This is a genomic window from Vibrio sp. 10N.261.55.C5, from assembly GCF_041470505.1.
GTDB classification, from domain to species: Bacteria; Pseudomonadota; Gammaproteobacteria; order Enterobacterales; family Vibrionaceae; genus Vibrio; species Vibrio crassostreae_C.
The window spans coordinates 1-18366 of the sequence record NZ_JBFRMS010000032.1 but is presented as its reverse complement, the minus strand read 5'-3'; the positions used below and the strand labels follow the sequence as shown (position 1 = coordinate 18366).

Below are 18366 nucleotides of genomic sequence, written 5' to 3'. Positions count from 1 at the left end.
ATTGGTCACTCAGTTCATTGAAATCAATTTTGATTCCGAAGAATCTGTTTTATCTAACGATAAAACGTTTTGATATTCATCAACGAGTGCCCACACAGATTGATAGGTTTAAATTGTTAAAGAGCTTAACTTCTTGAGCGTTCCTTTTAAGTAAGGAGCCTCTCGAAGTGGACGGCCATTCTAGCGAATTAACATTCAGTGTCAAACACTTTTTGAAAATTAATTTTTTGTCGCTTTCCGTCTTACTGATTCTTGCTGAAGCCTTGTGGCGTCTGCCGTCTCAGTGGTGTCGCATTATAGGGAACCCTCTCAGCTTAGCAACTACTTTTTCATGAAAAATGAATAAATAGGGGTTAACTGCCTAATAGTTCACCTAAACGTAAAAAAGAGAGCATTTCTGCTCTCTTTTTGCTCAAAATCTAAGGGTATTGTTAGATAAATGCGTAAGCATCAGCGTACATATGGTCACGCTTTGCTTCTTTATTCTGAGTAAATAGGTCTCTTGCAGCGCCCGCCATTTCAAAACGACCTGCAATATAGATATCGAAATCAGCTAATGATTCGAAACTTTGCATAACAGCCTCAAGCACATTACCTGTTTGGCCATGCCAAACTTCCGGTGCTTCTTCTACTACCGGTACAAAGTGCACATTGCTATGCTTTTCTGCAATGCCAACCAACTCTTCTTTAGCATATAACTGGCACTCATCTTTTGCGCCCCAGTATAGGTAGATCTCTTTCGAGCTATTTTGCGCGATGCAGTGATCAAGAATAGAGCGCACGTAGCTGAAACCCGTGCCACCAGCAATAAGTAATAGAGGGCGATCGCTTTCTTCTTTGATCCAAGCATCTCCGTGTGGAGCATCAATCGCAATATCGCCATCTTCAGCTTGTGCCTTCTTCATCGCTTCAACCACTTCTAGTGCGTAAGCGTTGTGCTCGGCAGCACCAATGTGCAGCTCAAGCTCACCTTCGTGGCGGCAAGGGCTACTTGCGATAGAGAATGGGCGCTTATCTTTCTCGCCCATTTCAACCATCAGGTACTGGCCCGCTTTAAAAGCGACCGGTGTTTCTGGGTGAAGTAGGATTTGGTAAGTATTACAAGCCAAAGGCTCGATAGACTTCACTTTACATTTAATAGTCATGTTCTTCCTCTTACTAACCCTTAATCGGCAAAGGTTAGAACTAAATTACTTTCTGCAAATGCTTGGCAAGCAAAAATCCAGCCTTGTTGCTGCTCTTTCTCTGTGAGCATGGGTTCAAGGTGGTAACTCACTTGCCCTTCTAATTTTTTGCACATACACATTGCGCATGCGCCAACTTGGCAACGGTTTGGGAAATAGATATCGCTGTTGAGCGCAGCATCCAAGACCGTTTGCCCTTTTTCTACTGTGAAACTGATGTTTTCTGGGTATAAGACTACTTGGTAGCTCATGAAATTCCTAGCTGTTCCCAGATGCTATCAATCTTTTTCACAACATCAGGATCTTTTGTGATTGGTACACCCCACTCACGCAGGCATTCACCTTCCCACTTATTGGTCGCATCGAGACCCATTTTTGAGTGTCCAGTTTCGTTCTGCAGGAATAACGTATCTCTCGCCGGATCCATTCTTGTCGTTACAGCCCAAATGATGTCATTCCAATCACTCACATTGACATCGCCATCACACACGATAACAAACTTGTTCTCATCAAATTGAGACCAAACCGCTTCCATGATTTTCTTACCATTACCGGCAGCTTGCTTATCAATAGACACCACAACCATGCTGGCATTGTCGTTTTGCAGGTGAACATCAATAATTTCAGGATGAACCTTGGTTAACTCAGCCAAGCTACCCTCAATATGTTCACTATTTACAGGTGCTGTTTGGACATCTGGCGATAACGCTAACTCTGCGTCCCACTTCTTAGTAATATCTAGACCCATCTTAGAACCTAACCCAACCACGGGTGAGGCAAAATCCAATGAATCGATCGGCGTGTTCTCTATCATCAGGCTATCGCGTGACGGATCCATATGTTCGCACATCGCTGCGGTTACTTGAGACCAATCACGTGCATTCACATCTTCATCACACACCAATACAAATTTGGTGTACATGAATTGGCGTAAGAAAGACCATACACCCATCATCACTCGCTTAGCGTGACCTGGGTATTGCTTCTTCATGGTCACGACTGCCATTCGGTACGAACAACCTTCAGGCGGTAGATAGAAATCTTCAATCTCTGGGAACTGCTTTTGAAGAATAGGCACAAACACTTCATTTAGCGCAACACCCAATACCGCTGGCTCATCAGGTGGACGGCCAGTATAGGTGCTGTGATAGATAGGGTTCTCGCGCATGGTTACATGAGTAATAGTAAACACATGGTGCTTTTCTTTCTCGTTGTAGTAACCAGTATGATCTCCGTAAGGCCCTTCATCTGCGAATTCATTCGGGTCGATGTAACCTTCCATCACGATTTCTGCACTTGCGGGAACTTCTAAGTCGTTGCTGATTGATTTAACGACCTCAGTTTTACTACCACGTAGTAAGCCTGCAAACGCGTACTCAGATAAACTATCCGGCACTGGCGTAACCGCACCAAGAATGGTGGCAGGATCAGCACCAAACGCTACCGATACTGGGAATGGTTTCCCAGGGTTAGTTTCCATCCAATCACGCAGATCCAATGCTCCACCACGGTGGGCTAACCAACGCATGATGATTTTATTCTTGCCGATCTTCTGCTGACGATAGATACCTAAGTTTTGGCGTTTCTTGTTTGGACCACGAGTAACCGTTAAACCCCATGTTAGCAATGGCGCGACATCATCAGCCCAACAGCTCATCACTGGGATTTTATCTAGGTCGACGTCATCGCCTTGCCATACCACTTGTTGGCAAGCCGCTTTGCGAAGGCGTTTAGCTGGCATGTTTAAGACTTGCTTAAACACAGGTAGTTTATCAAGAGCGTCTTTAAAGCCTTTTGGTGGCTCAGGTTCTTTTAGGTAAGCAAGCAACTTGCCCACTTCACGCAGTTCTTTGACTTCTTGACGTCCCATACCAATAGCAACCCGATTAGGTGTACCAAATAGATTGGTCAAAACGGGCATGTCATAGCCTACTGGATTTTCAAACAAAAGAGCCGGGCCAACAGCACGTAGAGTACGGTCGCTAATCTCGGTCATTTCGTAGTCTGGATCGACTGGGTGAGAAATGCGTTTCAACTGACCAATACTTTCAAGATGGTCGATAAAATCACGTAAATCTTTAAAACTCATAGGACTTCTACATGCTGATTATTCTGCGCTCAGTATATCAAAAAGGGTGACGCTGAGGTCCCCCTTTTTAGTGTGGTTATTGAGAGGCAAAATCCACTTTACGGTAATGCTTGCTCGATCAAAGAACTCTTCACCTGAGGGTTATCATTGACGAGATCTTGCAACCATCGCGTATGACCTTGTTTGGCGAGTTCACGCGCAACTAATGGTGCTTCATCAGCAATCTCCATCCTAGAGACAAGGAACAGCTTCACCTCTTCTGATAACGGGTTAACTTTGGTAAGCAAAGTAATCGCTTCATCTTTCAAACGCGGGTTCTTAGTCGCTGCCATCACCTGTTCAAGCGCGAACGTTTGTTTGGTTTCAGCAAGGCGAACTAGCTCAGCTTGGCTATGATAATCGGCCTTCATTCGCCATAGAATTTTGTAAACCTCTGGGTCTTCGCTCACTTGCGCTAATCGAACCACCACCTCAGTAGAAGGTAACCAACTAACAATAGAAGATGCGGTGAGTTGCTTAGTTAGGTAATCAACCGCTTCAGGAGACAAACTGTCTAGCTCTCTAATGAGCAACGCTTCTCGCGTTTGAACTTGATGTTCAGATCCAGATAACCACTCTTTTAGGTCGAGTTCCTGTTTCTCTGCATCTAGCACAAATACCAATGTCTTCTGATCTTGACGCCATTGTTTAATAAGGCGATTAGCAATTGAAGGGTAATTAAAGGCAGGTACCGTAAACTCATAGCCATCGCCACGTTCTAAGACTTGATAAGTGGGCGTGATAGCAAGTTGCTGCTCGATGAAGATAGACATCTTGGGTGTGAGTACGATTTTTTGCTGTTCAAGCTTCTTCAAGAGTTGGTAACGAGCCACCTCTTGCTGGGGAAATGTCAGGCGCTCAAGCGCAAAGCGTAGCGAATTGACTTCGTCACGTACGACAAGCTCTAGTAGTTCAGCAGTTTTCAGTTTTACTTGATCATTCTCAAGCCAAGACTCTACTGTAAGTGGAGACATCTCGGTGGCATAGCTCATACCAACCGGTGAAAATAACAGTGAAGTAGACAGGAGTAATGATGACAACAGTCCATGTTGCATTTTAACGTCCTTGTAACACTTTTGCTCATTCTGCAAGCTGGCGCTACAAAATGCAAATAAAAAGCGCCACCCGAGGGCAGCGCTTATTAAATACGATCAGCTAATCAATATTACTGACGACGCATTGCGTCAAAGAACTCATCGTTCGTTTTCGTCATTGCTAGCTTGTCGATAAGGAATTCCATTGCGTCGATTTCGCCCATTGGGTGAACAATCTTACGCAGGATCCACATCTTCTGTAGTTCATCGTTCTTGGTAAGAAGCTCTTCACGACGAGTACCAGAGCGGTTGAAATCAATCGCTGGGAATACGCGTTTTTCAGCAATCTTACGGTTAAGGTGCAGTTCCATGTTACCTGTACCTTTGAATTCTTCGTAGATAACTTCATCCATCTTAGAACCAGTATCAACCAGTGCTGTTGCGATGATCGTTAAGCTACCGCCTTCTTCTACGTTACGTGCCGCACCGAAGAAACGCTTTGGACGATGTAGAGCATTCGCATCAACACCACCAGTAAGAACTTTACCTGATGAAGGAATCACAGTGTTGTAAGCACGAGCTAGACGAGTAATAGAATCCAGTAGGATAACTACATCTTTCTTGTGTTCAACAAGGCGCTTCGCTTTCTCGATAACCATTTCTGCAACTTGTACGTGGCGAGATGCTGGCTCATCGAATGTTGAAGCAACTACTTCGCCTTTAACTAGACGCTGCATTTCTGTTACTTCTTCTGGACGCTCATCGATAAGTAGAACCATTAGTTCACACTCAGGATGGTTACGTGCAATGCTTTGAGCAATGTTTTGCAGAAGCATTGTCTTACCCGCTTTAGGCGGAGCAACAATCAGACCACGCTGACCTTTACCAATTGGAGATGCAAGGTCAAGAATACGAGCCGTAATATCTTCAGTCGCACCATTACCCGCTTCCATCACCATACGTTCGTTAGCGTGAAGAGGAGTAAGGTTTTCGAAAAGAATCTTGTTACGTGCGTTGTCTGGCTTGTCGTAGTTAACCGTGTTTACTTTAAGCAGTGCAAAGTAACGCTCACCGTCTTTAGGTGGACGGATTTTACCGCCAATAGAGTCACCTGTACGTAGGTTAAAACGACGAATTTGGCTTGGTGATACGTAGATATCATCTGGGCCAGCCAGGTATGAACTGTCGGCGCTACGTAGGAAACCAAAACCGTCTTGAAGAATTTCTAGAACACCATCACCAAAGATGTCTTCACCACTTTTTGCATGCGCTTTAAGGATGGAGAAGATAATGTCTTGTTTTCTTAGGCGAGCTTGATTTTCAAGACCTAAGCTTTCGCTAAGTTTAACAAGCTCAGACACAGGTCTGTTCTTCAGTTCAGTAAGATTCATAGTGGTGGAAGTTTGTTTAGTCAAAATAGGATCTGTTTTCTTAAGTTAAGAAGGATTTGGTCACAGGATCGACCAAGAAGAGAAATTCGTTCAATTAACGTGCGATAAATTAGCACTAAAACTAAGACTAGTCCATAGCTTAGAAAAAACAAAACCGCGCATTTGTTAACTGCACGGTTTCTTTTCAAATGCTGACCTGATTAAAGGTTAGCGTCTAAGAACTCTTTAAGTTGAGTTTTAGATAATGCACCAACTTTAGTCGCTGCTACGCCGCCATCTTTGAAAAGAAGTAGCGTTGGAATACCGCGAATACCAAACTTTGGTGGAGTACCAGCATTTTGGTCGATATTTAATTTACCGATTGTGAGCTTGCCTTCGTACTCGTCTGCGATTTCATCAAGAATCGGCGCAATCATTTTACATGGACCACACCATTCTGCCCAAAAATCAACAAGAACAGGGCCTGCAGCATTGATTACATCGTTATCAAAACCGTCATCAGTTAGCTGCAAAATCTTATCACTCATCTTCCACTCCAATGTATTTTTTAGAACTGGTTGGATGATAACCAGTAAATAGATGTCCTATTGGAATGTATTTACTTTCGTATTGCAAGCTTAAGCTGATATTCTATAGCAATGAAAAAGACGCATATCACAGAGCAAAAGTTCGCCGACTTGGATTTACTTCCGCAAGTCATTGAAGGATTGGAGAAAAAAGGGTTCGATTATTGTACCCCTATCCAAGCCTTGGCGCTCCCGGTACTGCTCACCGGCCAAGACATTGCAGGCCAGGCCCAAACGGGTACTGGTAAAACGCTTGCGTTTCTTACTGCTACTTTTAACCACCTGCTAAAAACATCTGAGCATGAAGGGCGTAAGCCTAACCAGCCACGTGCGATTATTATGGCACCAACGCGTGAACTCGCGATTCAGATCTACAACGATGCTGACTCTCTGGTTGAAAGCACAGGTATCAAGGCAGCACTTGCTTACGGTGGCGAAAGCTACGACAAGCAACTAGGTAAAATCGAAGAAGGCGCAGATATCTTAATTGGTACGACTGGCCGCATCATCGATTTCTACAAGCAGAAGGTATTTAACCTTAACCACATTCAAGCTGTTGTTCTTGACGAAGCTGATCGCATGTTCGATCTTGGTTTCATCAAAGACATCCGCTTCTTGTTCCGCCGTATGCCTGAGCCAAAAGATCGCCTGAACATGCTGTTCTCTGCGACATTGTCTTACCGCGTACAAGAGCTAGCGTTCGAACACATGCACAACCCAGAGCATGTTGTTGTTGAGCCAGAGCGTAAAACAGGTCACCGCATTCAGGAAGAGCTGTTCTACCCATCAAACGAACACAAAATGGCACTGCTGCAGACTCTAGTTGAAGAAGAGTGGCCAGAGCGCGCTATCATCTTCGCTAACACTAAGCACAAATGTGAGTCTGTTTGGGGTCACCTAGCTGCAGATGGTCACCGTGTTGGCCTGCTAACTGGCGATGTTCCTCAGAAGAAACGTGAAAAGATTCTTGAGCAATTCACTAAAGGTGATGTTGACCTGCTTGTCGCAACCGACGTTGCAGCACGTGGTCTACACATTCCTCAAGTAACACACGTATTCAACTTCGACCTACCTGATGACTGTGAAGATTACGTTCACCGTATCGGCCGTACAGGTCGTGCTGGTGCAAGTGGTCACTCGATCAGCTTTGCTTGTGAAGATTACGCAATCAACTTGCCACCAATCGAAGAATACATTGAGCACGCGATCCCTGTGTCTGACTACGATGCTTCTGCACTGCTAGAAGATCTACCAGCACCATTGCGCTTACGTACACGTAACCCGCAACAACGCCGCTCAAACAACAATGGCCCACGCAACGGGAACCGTAAACCAAACCAGAACCGTCGCCCACGCCAACCGCGTCATAACAAGGAAGCTTAGTCGCTTATGAGTCAAACAGTGTCACCCCCGCTTTACGCTGCAATCGACCTCGGGTCGAACAGTTTTCATATGCTCGTTGTGCGTCATATCGATGGCAGCGTACAAACCATGGCTAAAATTAAGCGCAAAGTGCGTTTAGCTGCAGGCTTAGATGAAAATAATGCGCTTAGTACAGAAGCCATGCAGCGCGGTTGGGACTGTTTGAGTCTCTTTGCAGAGCGACTTCAAGATATTCCGAAAGAAAATATCCGCATTGTCGGTACAGCGACCCTACGTACTGCTATCAATGTGGATATATTTCTAGAGAAAGCGAACCAGATCCTTGGTTACGACATCAATGTTATCTCCGGAGAAGAAGAAGCTGCGACTATCTATAAAGGCGTAGCACACACTTCTGGTGGCAGCGGCCGCCGACTGGTTGTTGATATTGGTGGCGCAAGCACCGAGATGATCATTGGTGAAGGCTTCTCAGCGAAAGCACTAACCAGCCTAAAGATGGGCTGTGTTACTTGGCTTGAGCGCCACTTTAAAAACCGCCAATTAACCGCTACCAACTTTAACAACGCCATTGAAGCGGCGAAGTCGACGTTGGCTCCTATCCTAGATAGCTACACTGATATCGGATGGGATGTGTGTGTGGGCGCCAGCGGTACCGTTCAAGCACTGCAAGAGATCATGTTGGCGCAAGGCATGGATGAAGTGATTACTCATGCCAAACTTAAGCGTCTACAGAAACAAGCGATGATTACTGAGCGCTTGGAAGAGCTAGAAATCGAAGGACTTACCCTTGAACGCGCATTAGTGTTCCCGAGTGGCCTTTCCATTCTTATTGCTATTTTTGAGTTGCTTGAAATAGATTCAATGACACTCGCAGGCGGCGCACTCCGTGAAGGCCTAGCCTACGAGATGGTTGATGAGCTTCGCCAAGAAGATATCCGAGCGCGTACCATTAAGAGTGTTCAATCACGCTACCAAATGGACGTAAGCTACGGTGAACAAGTTGCTGTAGTCGCACAAACGCTGCTAGACCAAGCGGGCGCCGAAGCGTGGGTTTCAGAACCTCAAGCTGGTGTGCTATTGCAAACGGCAGCTAAGCTTCACGAGATTGGTTTAACCATCGATTTCAAAAAAGGCGGTGAGCACAGCGCTTATCTGCTGCAGAACTTAGACCTACCTGGCTTTACTCGAGCGCAAAAGCACTACTTGGGTGAGTTAACTCGTCGCTACCGTGAACAGTTAACCTCATTACCAGAGCAACACGCTATCTCAGGAACCAGTAGCAAGCGTATTTTACGTATTCTGCGTTTAGCTATTTTGCTGACCCACCGTCGTAACCCAGCGCTAGAGCCTGAGTTCAAACTGACGACGAATGACAACAATCTAACCCTAACGCTTTCTAAGCAATGGTTAGCTGACAATCCGCTGACCGCTGCAGAGCTAGAGATCGAGTCGAATAGACAAACCGATATTGGCTGGCCATTGAATATTAAATGCCTCTGATATTAGTATCTGACGCTAGAAATTAAAAAAGCCCAAGTTAATAGACTAACTTGGGCTTTTTCTTATCGCTGCATTAATGCTTTGTGTTACAAATCTCAAACTTAAGCGTTCACGCCTGTCGCTTTAAAGTCAGGGTTCACTGCGGTTAGCTTTCTAACAATGTAGTTAAGAAGCACGCCGTACATAGGCACGAACAAGCCTAGGCTGATGATAAGTTTGAATCCGTAATCGACTAAAGCAATCTCAGTCCAATGCTCGGCCATAAATGGATCTGGGCTTTGATAGAAAGCAATCGCAAAGAAAGCGATTGTATCAATGGCATTACCGAATAGCGTTGAACATGTTGGGGCAACCCACCACTGTTTAAGCTGACGCAGACGGTTGAAAACATGCACATCTAAGATCTGACCCAGTAAATAAGCCATGAAGCTCGCCGCGGCGATACGAGCAACAAACAAGTTGAACTCACCTAATTGGCTAAAGCCTTGGAATGAACCTTCAAAGAACACCACTGACAAGAAATAAGAAACGGCCAGCGCTGGTAACATCACTAAGAAAATAATTTTACGGGCAAGCTGCGCGCCAAAAATGCGTACGGTCAGATCGGTCGCTAGGAAGATAAACGGGAAAGTGAAAGCACCCCAAGTGGTGTGCATACCGAAGACGGTAAAAGGTAGCTGAACCAGATAGTTGCTTGACGCAATAATCACCAAATGGAACAAAACTAATAGTGCTAGGGCTTTGCGCTGTTGCGCAGGGGTAAAGTTACTCATGCTGTACCTTTTTAGTTTGGTTTGGGGGTGAGGGAACCCAAATCGAGTCATTTCTTCGAATAATCCAAGAAAGCTCTTACCAATAATGTGAATTAAAAATGTTTCTATAATTTGCTCTATTGAGCGGCGGGCGATTATACATTAATCAATATTGGCTGCAAAGGTGAGAACAAACGCAAACGTTTATCCTCACTTTTATTGGTGAATAGCGCTAGAAGCTGTGCTTTAGAAGCTATGCCTAAAGTTAAAAACCGCGCTTGAAAAGCGTCGCGAGATAATCAAACTCTTCTCGGCTTTCTTCCGCGTTTAACGACTCAAACCAAATTGATTCACTGTAATGCTCAGACTTTAAGAACATTCGGCAATCTTCAAAATCAATCAACCAAGAATGCATATCGGCGTCCCATTGCTTTTCAACAACTGACGCTGACAACAACGCCACCAGCTTTTCACCTAGCACTTCATAAGAATCAAAATCAAAACTTGGAGACGTAATCAATAAACGCCCTTCCTCAGCTAAATACTCTCTTAAGCCAAATTCTGTTTGTGTTGTCATGTCCCTATCAACCTTATTCTTTTTCTATGAACTAACCGTTCTTATAAGCTAAACGCTTCTGAAAACTAGCAATCAGCCAATTAGCCGTGTGTGGTGATGTGTTCTTGAATCAAATCTAAGAATGGATCTGCGTACTTATCCAGTTTACGTTGACCAACACCGTTGACTGCCAGCATCTCTCCGTATGAGGTAGGCAGTATTTCAGCCATATCAATCAAGGTCGCATCACTGAATACCACGTATGGTGGTAAGCCATCTTCATCTGCAATCGACTTACGCAGCTTACGCAGTTTCGCAAACAGCTTCTTATCGTAATTCTTGCTGCTTAACTTATCGGACTTAGCATTACGCACCGCTGTATCTAAACGAGGAACAGCCAATTCCAAAGACATCTCACCGCGCAGCAGCGGGCGGGCTTCTTCTGTTAGCTGTAAAGTTGAGTTACGAGTGATGTTTTGGAACAACAAACCTTTGTGAATCAGCTGACGGAAGATACTGATCCAGTAGTCGTGGCTGTGATCGCGACCAATACCGTAAGTAGACAACTTATCGTGACCATTATCGCGCACACGGATGTTCTGCATACCACGCATCACTTCGACTACGTAGCCCATACCAAACGACTGATTGACACGGTACACACAAGACAACGCCTTCTGCGCTTCTTTAGTCGCATCAAAATGCTTAGGTGGATCGAGGCAGATATCGCAGTTGCCACATTGCTTCTCGCGATATTCGCCAAAATAGTTAAGCAGAACCTGACGACGACACGTTTGCGCTTCAGCAAAGGCACTCATCGCATTCAGCTTGTGCATCTCAACTTGTTTCTGTGGGCCTTCTTCTTTCTCATCCAGCATACGACGCAGCCAACCCATATCAGCCGGGTCAAACAGCATCATCGCTTCAGCAGGTAAACCATCACGACCTGCACGGCCAGTCTCTTGATAGTAGGACTCGATATTACGTGGGATATCAAAGTGCACTACGAAACGTACGTTGGGTTTGTTGATGCCCATACCGAAAGCCACAGTCGCGACCACAATCTGAATATCATCACGTTGGAAGGCTTCTTGAACGTAAGCACGCTCATCGGTGTCCATACCAGCGTGATAACCCGCGGCGCGAATACCGTTATTGCATAGCTTCTCGGTCACCATTTCCACTTTCTTACGGCTACCACAATAGATGATGCCGCAATTGCCTTTCTGTGTTTCTAGGTAGCGAACCACCTGTGACACGGGCTTGTGCTTCTCAACTAGGTTGTAGCGAATATTAGGGCGATCGAAGCTGCCTAAGTAAGTGTGCGGCTCCACCAGCTGCAAACGCGAGATAATATCTTTGCGCGTCGCATCATCAGCGGTTGCCGTTAGCGCCATATAAGGTACATGCGGGAAGTACTGTTTAAGTTGCCCCAATGATGCATATTCAGGGCGGAAGTCGTGTCCCCACTGAGAGATACAGTGCGCTTCATCGACTGCGATCATTGAAAGAGTAAGCCCTTGTAGACGCTCGATAAAGTCACGCATCAACACCCGCTCTGGCGAAACATAGACCATTTTCAATTGGCCTGAGTTCATGCGATTAAACACCGAGATTAGCTTTTCTCTTGGCATCGACGAGTTAATGCACTCAGCGGCAACACCATTGGCCTTCAATTGGTCGACTTGGTCTTTCATCAACGAGATCAGCGGTGAGATAACCAGAGTCAGCCCTTCACGAACCAAAGCCGGAATTTGGTAACACAGAGATTTACCACCACCGGTTGGCATAATCACCAAGCTGTCTTTGCCTTCAACGGCCAAATCAATGACCTCTTGCTGACCATCGCGAAAGCTTTGATAGCCGAACACATCTTGCAAGATGGTTTGCGCATCATTCGCGGGAGTTGGTATTTGCTCAGCAATCAGAGTGGCGGTCATTGTGGTTCCTAATCGAGGTATGAAATCAGCAAGCATCTTCGGCAAGCAAGTCGCACATTGTAGAGGGGAACGCTGGCGAATTAAACCGCAAATTGTTAGGTGAAAAGGGTTATCGCTCCTATACTGACCAACTCTCTTATAAATCTTATTAATAAGCACTCAGTGCTAGAGAAAGATGCATGACACAGGAAGAACAACAACGTACGCGCCAAGGAGTTTTGCTTGCCGTCGGCGCTTACACAATGTGGGGTATCGCCCCTATATATTTCAAATCTTTAAGTGACGTTTCCCCGTTAGAGATCCTCAGCCACCGTGTAGTATGGTCTTTTTTCCTACTCGCTTTCTTACTGCACATTGGCCGCAGCTGGCGTAAAGTCCGCGACACCTTGACCTCAAAACCAAAAATGCTCTATTTGGTAGCGACGTCTATTTTGGTGGGTGCTAACTGGCTGATCTTTATCTGGGCGGTGAATTCCAATCACATGCTCGATGCCAGTTTGGGGTATTACATCAACCCTCTGATTAACGTGTTACTTGGGATGCTCTTCCTCGGCGAACGCTTACGTAAGCTGCAATGGTTTGCTGTGGCTCTTGCTGCGATTGGCGTATTAATCCAATTAATTGCCTTCGGCTCAGTACCGATCGTCGCCATTGCCCTAGCCTTTAGCTTTGGCTTTTATGGCTTGCTGCGTAAGAAAGTCAGCTTAGAAGCACAAACGGGTCTGTTCATTGAAACTCTGGTGATGCTGCCTCTCGCCGCAACCTACTTACTGTTTATTGCCGATAGCCCGACCTCAAACTTATCGATGAACCCGATGCAACTCAACCTATTACTGGTTGCTGCCGGTGTGATCACCACGGTTCCATTGCTGTGTTTTACTGGCGCTGCAACTCGCTTGAAGCTATCAACACTCGGTTTCTTCCAGTACATCGGTCCAAGCTTGATGTTCTTACTGGCGATTCTGATCTACGGCGAAGCCTTTACCTCAGATAAAGCGATCACCTTTGCTTTCATATGGGGAGCACTGGTTATTTTCAGCTTTGATGGCCTGCGTAACAACAAGAAGAACAAACGCGCGAAACAGTGATATTGATCGTTTTTTACAAGACAATCCCTTAATACGAAGATAAGCTTGGTTGAATTGATGACTATTTGACCAAGCTTTTTTGTACCATGGATAAAGTCCACTATTACTCTACCCCAACAGAAGATATCAGCCTGATCCAAGCTCAATACCAAGAGTTTGCTTTCCAGCGCCACTATCATTTGGACTTTCACATTGGTTTAATTACCCAAGGACAACAGAAATTCGTCTATAAAGGGACGAGCCATAATGTTGGTGCTGGCCAAGTTGTTATCATGCCACCCGATGAGCTGCATGATGGGCACTCCAAACTCGATTCGGGTTATCAAGTCAGTGTGTTTGCCGTATCTCCCCAATGGTTTCAAGATCTTGCCGATCCCAAGAAGAATGGTCACACATTAGGCTTTTCTGAGTTGATCCTCTCCGATCAAGCTGCGTTTTTACAATTACGCAACTTACACGGCCTGTTAATCAATCAAAGCATCAGCCAACTCGCTCAAGATTGCTTACCATTCGAGGGGTTCTCAACGATTGTCGATCGTTATGCAAAATTTGGATCGAAGAGTGACATCAAACTGGGTAATCAATCGATTAATACACTCAAAGACTATTTGATGGCGAATTTGGACCAGCCAGTGCGATTAGAACAACTGTCTGAGCTGTGCGGCTTAACCACAACTCAATTCCAACGCCACTTTAAGAACAGAATGGGCATCACCCCTTACGCGTGGCTGAGCCGTTTACGTATGGAACAGAGCATGCGCCTGATTAAATCTGGGATCTGTGGTACTAAAGTCGCGCACCAAGTAGGCTTCTATGATCAAGCACACTTCTCCAAGGCATTCAAAACCACATTCGGCGTACCACCCTCACAAATCAACTAAGTGTTGATAATTTACAATTGCTCGATTTCAAATCGCGGTAAGCTACGCTCAATACGATTACTTATTTAATAATAGCGGCAACGTTATTGAGAACTGACATGAACGAAGTCACCATACTGATCACCCTCGCCTCTATCCATTTCATCGCTTTGATGAGCCCCGGCCCTGACTTTGCGTTAGTCGTGCAAAATGCGACACGCCACGGCAGACAAACAGGCTTGTACATTGCGCTTGGTTTATCTTGCGGGATCTTACTGCATTCGTTGCTCAGCCTGACGGGAATCAGTTACCTAGTCCACCAGCAACCAACCCTATTTGCCATTATCCAGTTGGCTGGCGGTAGCTACTTGCTGTACTTAGGCTACGGTGCACTTAAAGCAACCTGGCAAATCATTCAGAACCACGACGATGACGACGATGACGACGATACCGTCAATGCCAAAGATCTGATTCTGACCAACAAGCGTCAGGCATTTTCGAAAGGGTTTGCGACCAATATTCTCAACCCAAAAGCTTTGGTGTTCTTTATTAGCTTGATGTCGAGCTTAGTGCCTGCCGACATGTCTCTATCAGGTAAAGGCTTTGCGCTTATTATCTTGTTTGGTCTGTCTCTGTTTTGGTTTTCACTACTGGCGTGGATGCTTTCGACTAAGGCTCTACAGAAGAAACTTAGCGAAGCAACGGTATACATCGATGGCTTATGTGGCGTGGTATTCAGCCTGATTGGCGCGAGTATTCTTTGGCAGTCGCTGTCCGGTTTAATCGCTTAAATTCGAATCAAGATTACAATTCGTTAACAACGCACTGGCTATCTAATCTTTCCGCTGCCAATCTAGCTCTGCATATTAAAAGGAGAAGATCATGCAGTGGAAAACAAAACTAACAACCCTCGCCACTTCTACCCTACTTTTTGCCTCTCACGTCAGTTGGGCAAATCAAGCTGCCGATTCCGTCGCACCCGAACAAAGTAGTGGTTTAGAAACCAAACAACTCGTTAAAGCCAACGATTGGATGGTCACCGCAGCCAACCCTCTTGCAACACAAGCCGGTGCTGATGTACTTGCCCGTGGTGGTAACGCAATTGATGCCATGGTTGCCGTGCAGCTTATGCTTGGCTTAGTGGAACCTCAGTCATCAGGTATTGGTGGCGGCGCGTTCCTTGTCTATTTTGATGGCAAAGACAAACAGCTCAAGACCTACGATGGCCGTGAAACTGCGCCACTTGATGCCACCCCACGTCTATTCCAAGACGAAAACGGACAACCGTTTAAATTCTATGATGCCGTGGTTGGCGGTCGTTCTGTTGCCACGCCGGGCACGGTGCAATTGCTGTGGGACACTCACCAGAAATACGGCAAGCTCGAATGGGCATCACTGATTAAACCTATCGCTCAGTTAGCTGAAGAAGGTTTTACTATCAGCCCACGTTTAGCCACCTTGATCGAAAACGACCAAGAACGTCTGAGCCGCTTTGCGACAACTAGAGCCTACTTCTTCAATTCCGATGGCAGCCCGAAAGCCGCTGGCACGCAACTTAAGAACCCTGAATACGCGGCAACGTTACACGCTATCTCGAAGGATGGTGCTAAAGCTTTCTACCAAGGTGAGATTTCTGCCGACATCATTAACACTGTACAAACAGCGAAGGGTAACCCGGGCGTATTAGCACAGAAAGACTTCGACGCTTATTCGATCAAGCAGCGCGAACCGGTTTGTTCTGCTTATGAAAGCTACGATATTTGCGGAATGGGGCCACCAAGCTCTGGTGCGTTAACGGTTGGACAAATCCTTGCAATGACGGAGCAGTTTGACCTCAAATCATGGGGGCCAAACGACGCGAAATCTTGGCAGGTGTTAGCAGACGCTTCTCGCTTAGCCTTTTCAGACCGTGGTATGTACATGGCAGACCAAGATTATGTGCCAATGCCAACTCAAGGGTTAGTGAATACTGACTATTTGCAGGAACGTGCTCAGTTAATTACTGCAGGTAAGGCATTAGACAACGCACCTTCAGGCACACCACCGTGGGATCACGCAATGCAGAGAAGCCAAGATGTTTCTATTGAACTGCCGTCCACCAGCCACTTCAATATTGTCGATAGCGATGGCAATGTCGTATCGATGACTACCACTATTGAGAATGCCTTTGGCTCACGTTTGATGGTTAGAGGTTTCCTACTCAATAACGAACTAACCGACTTCTCATTCAAGACTCATAACGATGGCAAGCCTATCGCGAACCGATTAGAACCAGGCAAACGTCCACGCTCTTCGATGGCACCGACCATCATCATGCAAGACGATAAGCCTTACATGGCAATTGGTTCTCCGGGTGGTAGCCGCATCATAGGTTATGTAGCACAAGCTATTATTGCCCATACCCAGTGGGACATGGATATCCAGCAAGCGATCAACCAACCGCACTTCCTAAACCGTTTCGGAACCTTAGATTTGGAAAAAGGAACATCTGCGGAAAACTTCAAACCTGAGCTAGAAAAGATGGGATTTGAGGTCAACATTCGCGATCTTAACTCGGGTTTACACGCTATTCGCATCACAAAAGATGGTCTAGAAGGTGCTGCAGACCCTCGCCGTGAAGGTGCAGCTATTGGCCAATAGGGAATAATCCTCCCTTTTTACTCGCAGCCTTGTGCGAGATCTCTCACAAGGCAGTGAGTAAATATCGATATTTGATGACGAAATTAGTCACCCACAAACCGTAACCGATTGAAATTAAACAATACGTACATTTATCATTCAAATAATTATATAGAAATTCGCTTATGCACCATTGCTGATAAATAAGGAATCGGTAATATGAATGGTGTCGGAAGGATGCTGACACGGAACAGGAAACGCCAAGGACTTGGTTATCTTCAGGATGAAGATTCGATTACTCAGGATGAATAATCGGCATGGATAGCGAAATGGACATTGAATGGACGCAATAGTAACTAGGATGGTTGCTACTAAGGAAAGACAATGGACACCTCTGGACGAGGAAAGGACTGAACATCAGGATGATGTCAAGGACACCGCTCAAGGAACAAGTGACGCGCGCTAACGAGGATTGTTGGCAGATCAGGATAAGATCAAGGACACCGCTAGGAAGGCGACGAAAGGAATACGCTGAAGGATAACAGCACACTATCATGGATTTGATGCATGGAGCACACTTAGTAGCCGGATTGCTGCGAGTAAGACTATAGACCCCGATGAGCGCAAGCTCTCGGGGTTTTTCTTTATCTGTCGTTTCACTTATTCCTCTCTCAAACAAATAAATCAAAGACCTTTAATTACAATTCTGACATTTAAAGCATTCACTTCTTAACCACTTCCGAGTAACGTAAGTCTTACTAGGCTCAACTAGTTTCATAACCATAATTAAACTAAGGACAAATTCATGTCACACGTTACCTTCAAAGGCGCTGCTGTACCACTAACAGGCACATTCCCACAAACTGGCGAACAAGCACCAAGCTTTGCACTAACTGCAGGCGATCTTTCTGAACTGACTCTTGCTTCTCTTGCAGGCAAGAAAGTGGTTCTAAACATCTTCCCAAGCATCGACACAACAACTTGTGCAACGAGCGTACGTACGTTCAACGCAAAAGCGGCAGAGCTTGAGAACACGGTTGTTGTTTGTATTTCTGCTGACCTACCATTTGCTGCAGGTCGCTTCTGCGAACTAGAAGGCATTGAAGGCGTTCAACACGCTTCGACTTTCCGTTCTCCTACATTCGCATCAGACTACGGCGTAGCGATTGCTGAAGGCCCACTAGCAAGCCTAACAACGCGTGCAGTTGTCGTTGTGGATGAAAAAGGTGTGGTAACACACAGCGAGTTGGTTGCAGAGATCACTGAAGAACCAAACTACGAAGCGGCACTTGCAGCACTGTAAGATCCCCTCTAGTCAGTCATGTATTGTGATCGCTTAAGGCGGTACAATCGAGTAGGAGGAGG

General features: G+C 45.7%; 16 protein-coding genes. 7 read left to right on the top strand and 9 right to left on the bottom strand.

The genetic code is table 11. From position 1 onward, the window contains the following. Positions 1-431 precede the first annotated feature (431 nt). The 6 genes from fre to trxA form a co-directional block, all read right to left on the bottom strand. Positions 432-1145: an NAD(P)H-flavin reductase gene (gene fre / locus AB4263_RS13135; RefSeq protein ID WP_017059251.1), complete on the bottom strand. Its 714-nt coding sequence runs from the start codon at positions 1143-1145 to the stop codon at positions 432-434. Positions 1146-1165: 20 nt separating this feature from the next. Further along, entirely contained in the window at positions 1166-1435 is a 270-nt protein-coding gene (locus tag AB4263_RS13130; RefSeq protein ID WP_008224727.1) for a 2Fe-2S iron-sulfur cluster-binding protein, read from the bottom strand. Continuing rightward, complete coding sequence (gene ubiD, locus AB4263_RS13125; RefSeq protein ID WP_372098337.1) at positions 1432-3273, bottom strand: 4-hydroxy-3-polyprenylbenzoate decarboxylase; 1842 nt, start codon at positions 3271-3273, stop codon at positions 1432-1434. Before ubiD ends, AB4263_RS13130 begins: the two co-directional genes overlap by 4 nt. A 98-nt stretch (positions 3274-3371) precedes the next feature. Then, positions 3372-4367, bottom strand: coding sequence for a hypothetical protein (locus AB4263_RS13120; protein WP_372098336.1), 996 nt, complete (start codon positions 4365-4367; stop codon positions 3372-3374). A gap of 110 nt (positions 4368-4477) precedes the next feature. Next, the gene (gene rho, locus AB4263_RS13115; RefSeq protein ID WP_017062978.1) at positions 4478-5737 is read right to left on the bottom strand and encodes a transcription termination factor Rho; all 1260 of its coding nucleotides are present in this window, start codon (positions 5735-5737) and stop codon (positions 4478-4480) included. A 200-nt stretch (positions 5738-5937) separates the two neighbouring features. Further along, positions 5938-6264 carry a thioredoxin TrxA gene (gene trxA / locus AB4263_RS13110; RefSeq protein ID WP_010440700.1) on the bottom strand — a complete coding sequence of 109 codons (327 nt, stop codon included), beginning with the start codon at positions 6262-6264 and terminating at the stop codon, positions 5938-5940. 111 nt (positions 6265-6375) lie between these two features. On the opposite strand from trxA, the gene rhlB reads away from it, so the two are divergent. Together rhlB and gppA are read left to right on the top strand one after the other, a co-directional pair. After that, on the top strand, positions 6376-7686 hold the full coding sequence (rhlB, locus tag AB4263_RS13105; protein WP_017062979.1) for an ATP-dependent RNA helicase RhlB: 1311 nt from the start codon (positions 6376-6378) through the stop codon (positions 7684-7686). A 6-nt stretch (positions 7687-7692) separates the two neighbouring features. Continuing rightward, on the top strand, positions 7693-9186 hold the full coding sequence (gppA, locus tag AB4263_RS13100; RefSeq protein WP_017062980.1) for a guanosine-5'-triphosphate,3'-diphosphate diphosphatase: 1494 nt from the start codon (positions 7693-7695) through the stop codon (positions 9184-9186). Positions 9187-9287: 101 nt separating this feature from the next. Here gppA and AB4263_RS13095 read toward each other — a convergent pair whose 3' ends face one another. The 3 genes from AB4263_RS13095 to recQ form a co-directional block, all read right to left on the bottom strand. Next, positions 9288-9959 carry a 7-cyano-7-deazaguanine/7-aminomethyl-7-deazaguanine transporter gene (locus tag AB4263_RS13095; RefSeq protein WP_017061333.1) on the bottom strand — a complete coding sequence of 224 codons (672 nt, stop codon included), beginning with the start codon at positions 9957-9959 and terminating at the stop codon, positions 9288-9290. A gap of 244 nt (positions 9960-10203) precedes the next feature. Further along, entirely contained in the window at positions 10204-10515 is a 312-nt protein-coding gene (locus tag AB4263_RS13090; protein WP_017061332.1) for a DUF3630 family protein, read from the bottom strand. An 80-nt stretch (positions 10516-10595) separates the two neighbouring features. Then, positions 10596-12434, bottom strand: coding sequence for an ATP-dependent DNA helicase RecQ (gene recQ / locus AB4263_RS13085; RefSeq protein WP_372098335.1), 1839 nt, complete (start codon positions 12432-12434; stop codon positions 10596-10598). A gap of 179 nt (positions 12435-12613) precedes the next feature. On the opposite strand from recQ, the gene rarD reads away from it, so the two are divergent. The 5 genes from rarD (at position 12614) to tpx (ending at position 18304) form a co-directional block, all read left to right on the top strand. Then, positions 12614-13522, top strand: coding sequence for an EamA family transporter RarD (gene rarD / locus AB4263_RS13080; protein ID WP_372098334.1), 909 nt, complete (start codon positions 12614-12616; stop codon positions 13520-13522). A gap of 86 nt (positions 13523-13608) precedes the next feature. Next, the gene (locus AB4263_RS13075) at positions 13609-14403 is read left to right on the top strand and encodes an AraC family transcriptional regulator (protein ID WP_017062984.1); all 795 of its coding nucleotides are present in this window, start codon (positions 13609-13611) and stop codon (positions 14401-14403) included. Between the two features lie 98 nt (positions 14404-14501). Further along, entirely contained in the window at positions 14502-15173 is a 672-nt protein-coding gene (locus tag AB4263_RS13070) for a LysE family translocator (RefSeq protein ID WP_372098333.1), read from the top strand. A 91-nt stretch (positions 15174-15264) separates the two neighbouring features. Next, positions 15265-17022, top strand: coding sequence for a gamma-glutamyltransferase (gene ggt, locus AB4263_RS13065; protein ID WP_372098332.1), 1758 nt, complete (start codon positions 15265-15267; stop codon positions 17020-17022). Positions 17023-17806: 784 nt separating this feature from the next. Continuing rightward, positions 17807-18304 (top strand): thiol peroxidase, encoded by a 498-nt coding sequence (tpx, locus tag AB4263_RS13060; RefSeq protein ID WP_372098331.1) that lies wholly within the window; start codon positions 17807-17809, stop codon positions 18302-18304. The last annotated feature ends 62 nt before the right edge of the window (positions 18305-18366 follow it).

Coding starts and splice junctions, on each gene's coding strand:
- recQ (WP_372098335.1), bottom strand. CDS start 12,434: ATGACCGCCACTCTGATTGCTGAGCAAATACCAACTCCCGCGAATGAT.
- fre (WP_017059251.1), bottom strand. CDS start 1,145: ATGACTATTAAATGTAAAGTGAAGTCTATCGAGCCTTTGGCTTGTAAT.
- AB4263_RS13075 (WP_017062984.1), top strand. CDS start 13,609: ATGGATAAAGTCCACTATTACTCTACCCCAACAGAAGATATCAGCCTG.
- AB4263_RS13120 (WP_372098336.1), bottom strand. CDS start 4,367: ATGCAACATGGACTGTTGTCATCATTACTCCTGTCTACTTCACTGTTA.
- trxA (WP_010440700.1), bottom strand. CDS start 6,264: ATGAGTGATAAGATTTTGCAGCTAACTGATGACGGTTTTGATAACGAT.
- rho (WP_017062978.1), bottom strand. CDS start 5,737: ATGAATCTTACTGAACTGAAGAACAGACCTGTGTCTGAGCTTGTTAAA.
- AB4263_RS13095 (WP_017061333.1), bottom strand. CDS start 9,959: ATGAGTAACTTTACCCCTGCGCAACAGCGCAAAGCCCTAGCACTATTA.
- AB4263_RS13130 (WP_008224727.1), bottom strand. CDS start 1,435: ATGAGCTACCAAGTAGTCTTATACCCAGAAAACATCAGTTTCACAGTA.
- gppA (WP_017062980.1), top strand. CDS start 7,693: ATGAGTCAAACAGTGTCACCCCCGCTTTACGCTGCAATCGACCTCGGG.
- ubiD (WP_372098337.1), bottom strand. CDS start 3,273: ATGAGTTTTAAAGATTTACGTGATTTTATCGACCATCTTGAAAGTATT.
- rhlB (WP_017062979.1), top strand. CDS start 6,376: ATGAAAAAGACGCATATCACAGAGCAAAAGTTCGCCGACTTGGATTTA.
- ggt (WP_372098332.1), top strand. CDS start 15,265: ATGCAGTGGAAAACAAAACTAACAACCCTCGCCACTTCTACCCTACTT.
- AB4263_RS13090 (WP_017061332.1), bottom strand. CDS start 10,515: ATGACAACACAAACAGAATTTGGCTTAAGAGAGTATTTAGCTGAGGAA.
- AB4263_RS13070 (WP_372098333.1), top strand. CDS start 14,502: ATGAACGAAGTCACCATACTGATCACCCTCGCCTCTATCCATTTCATC.
- rarD (WP_372098334.1), top strand. CDS start 12,614: ATGACACAGGAAGAACAACAACGTACGCGCCAAGGAGTTTTGCTTGCC.
- tpx (WP_372098331.1), top strand. CDS start 17,807: ATGTCACACGTTACCTTCAAAGGCGCTGCTGTACCACTAACAGGCACA.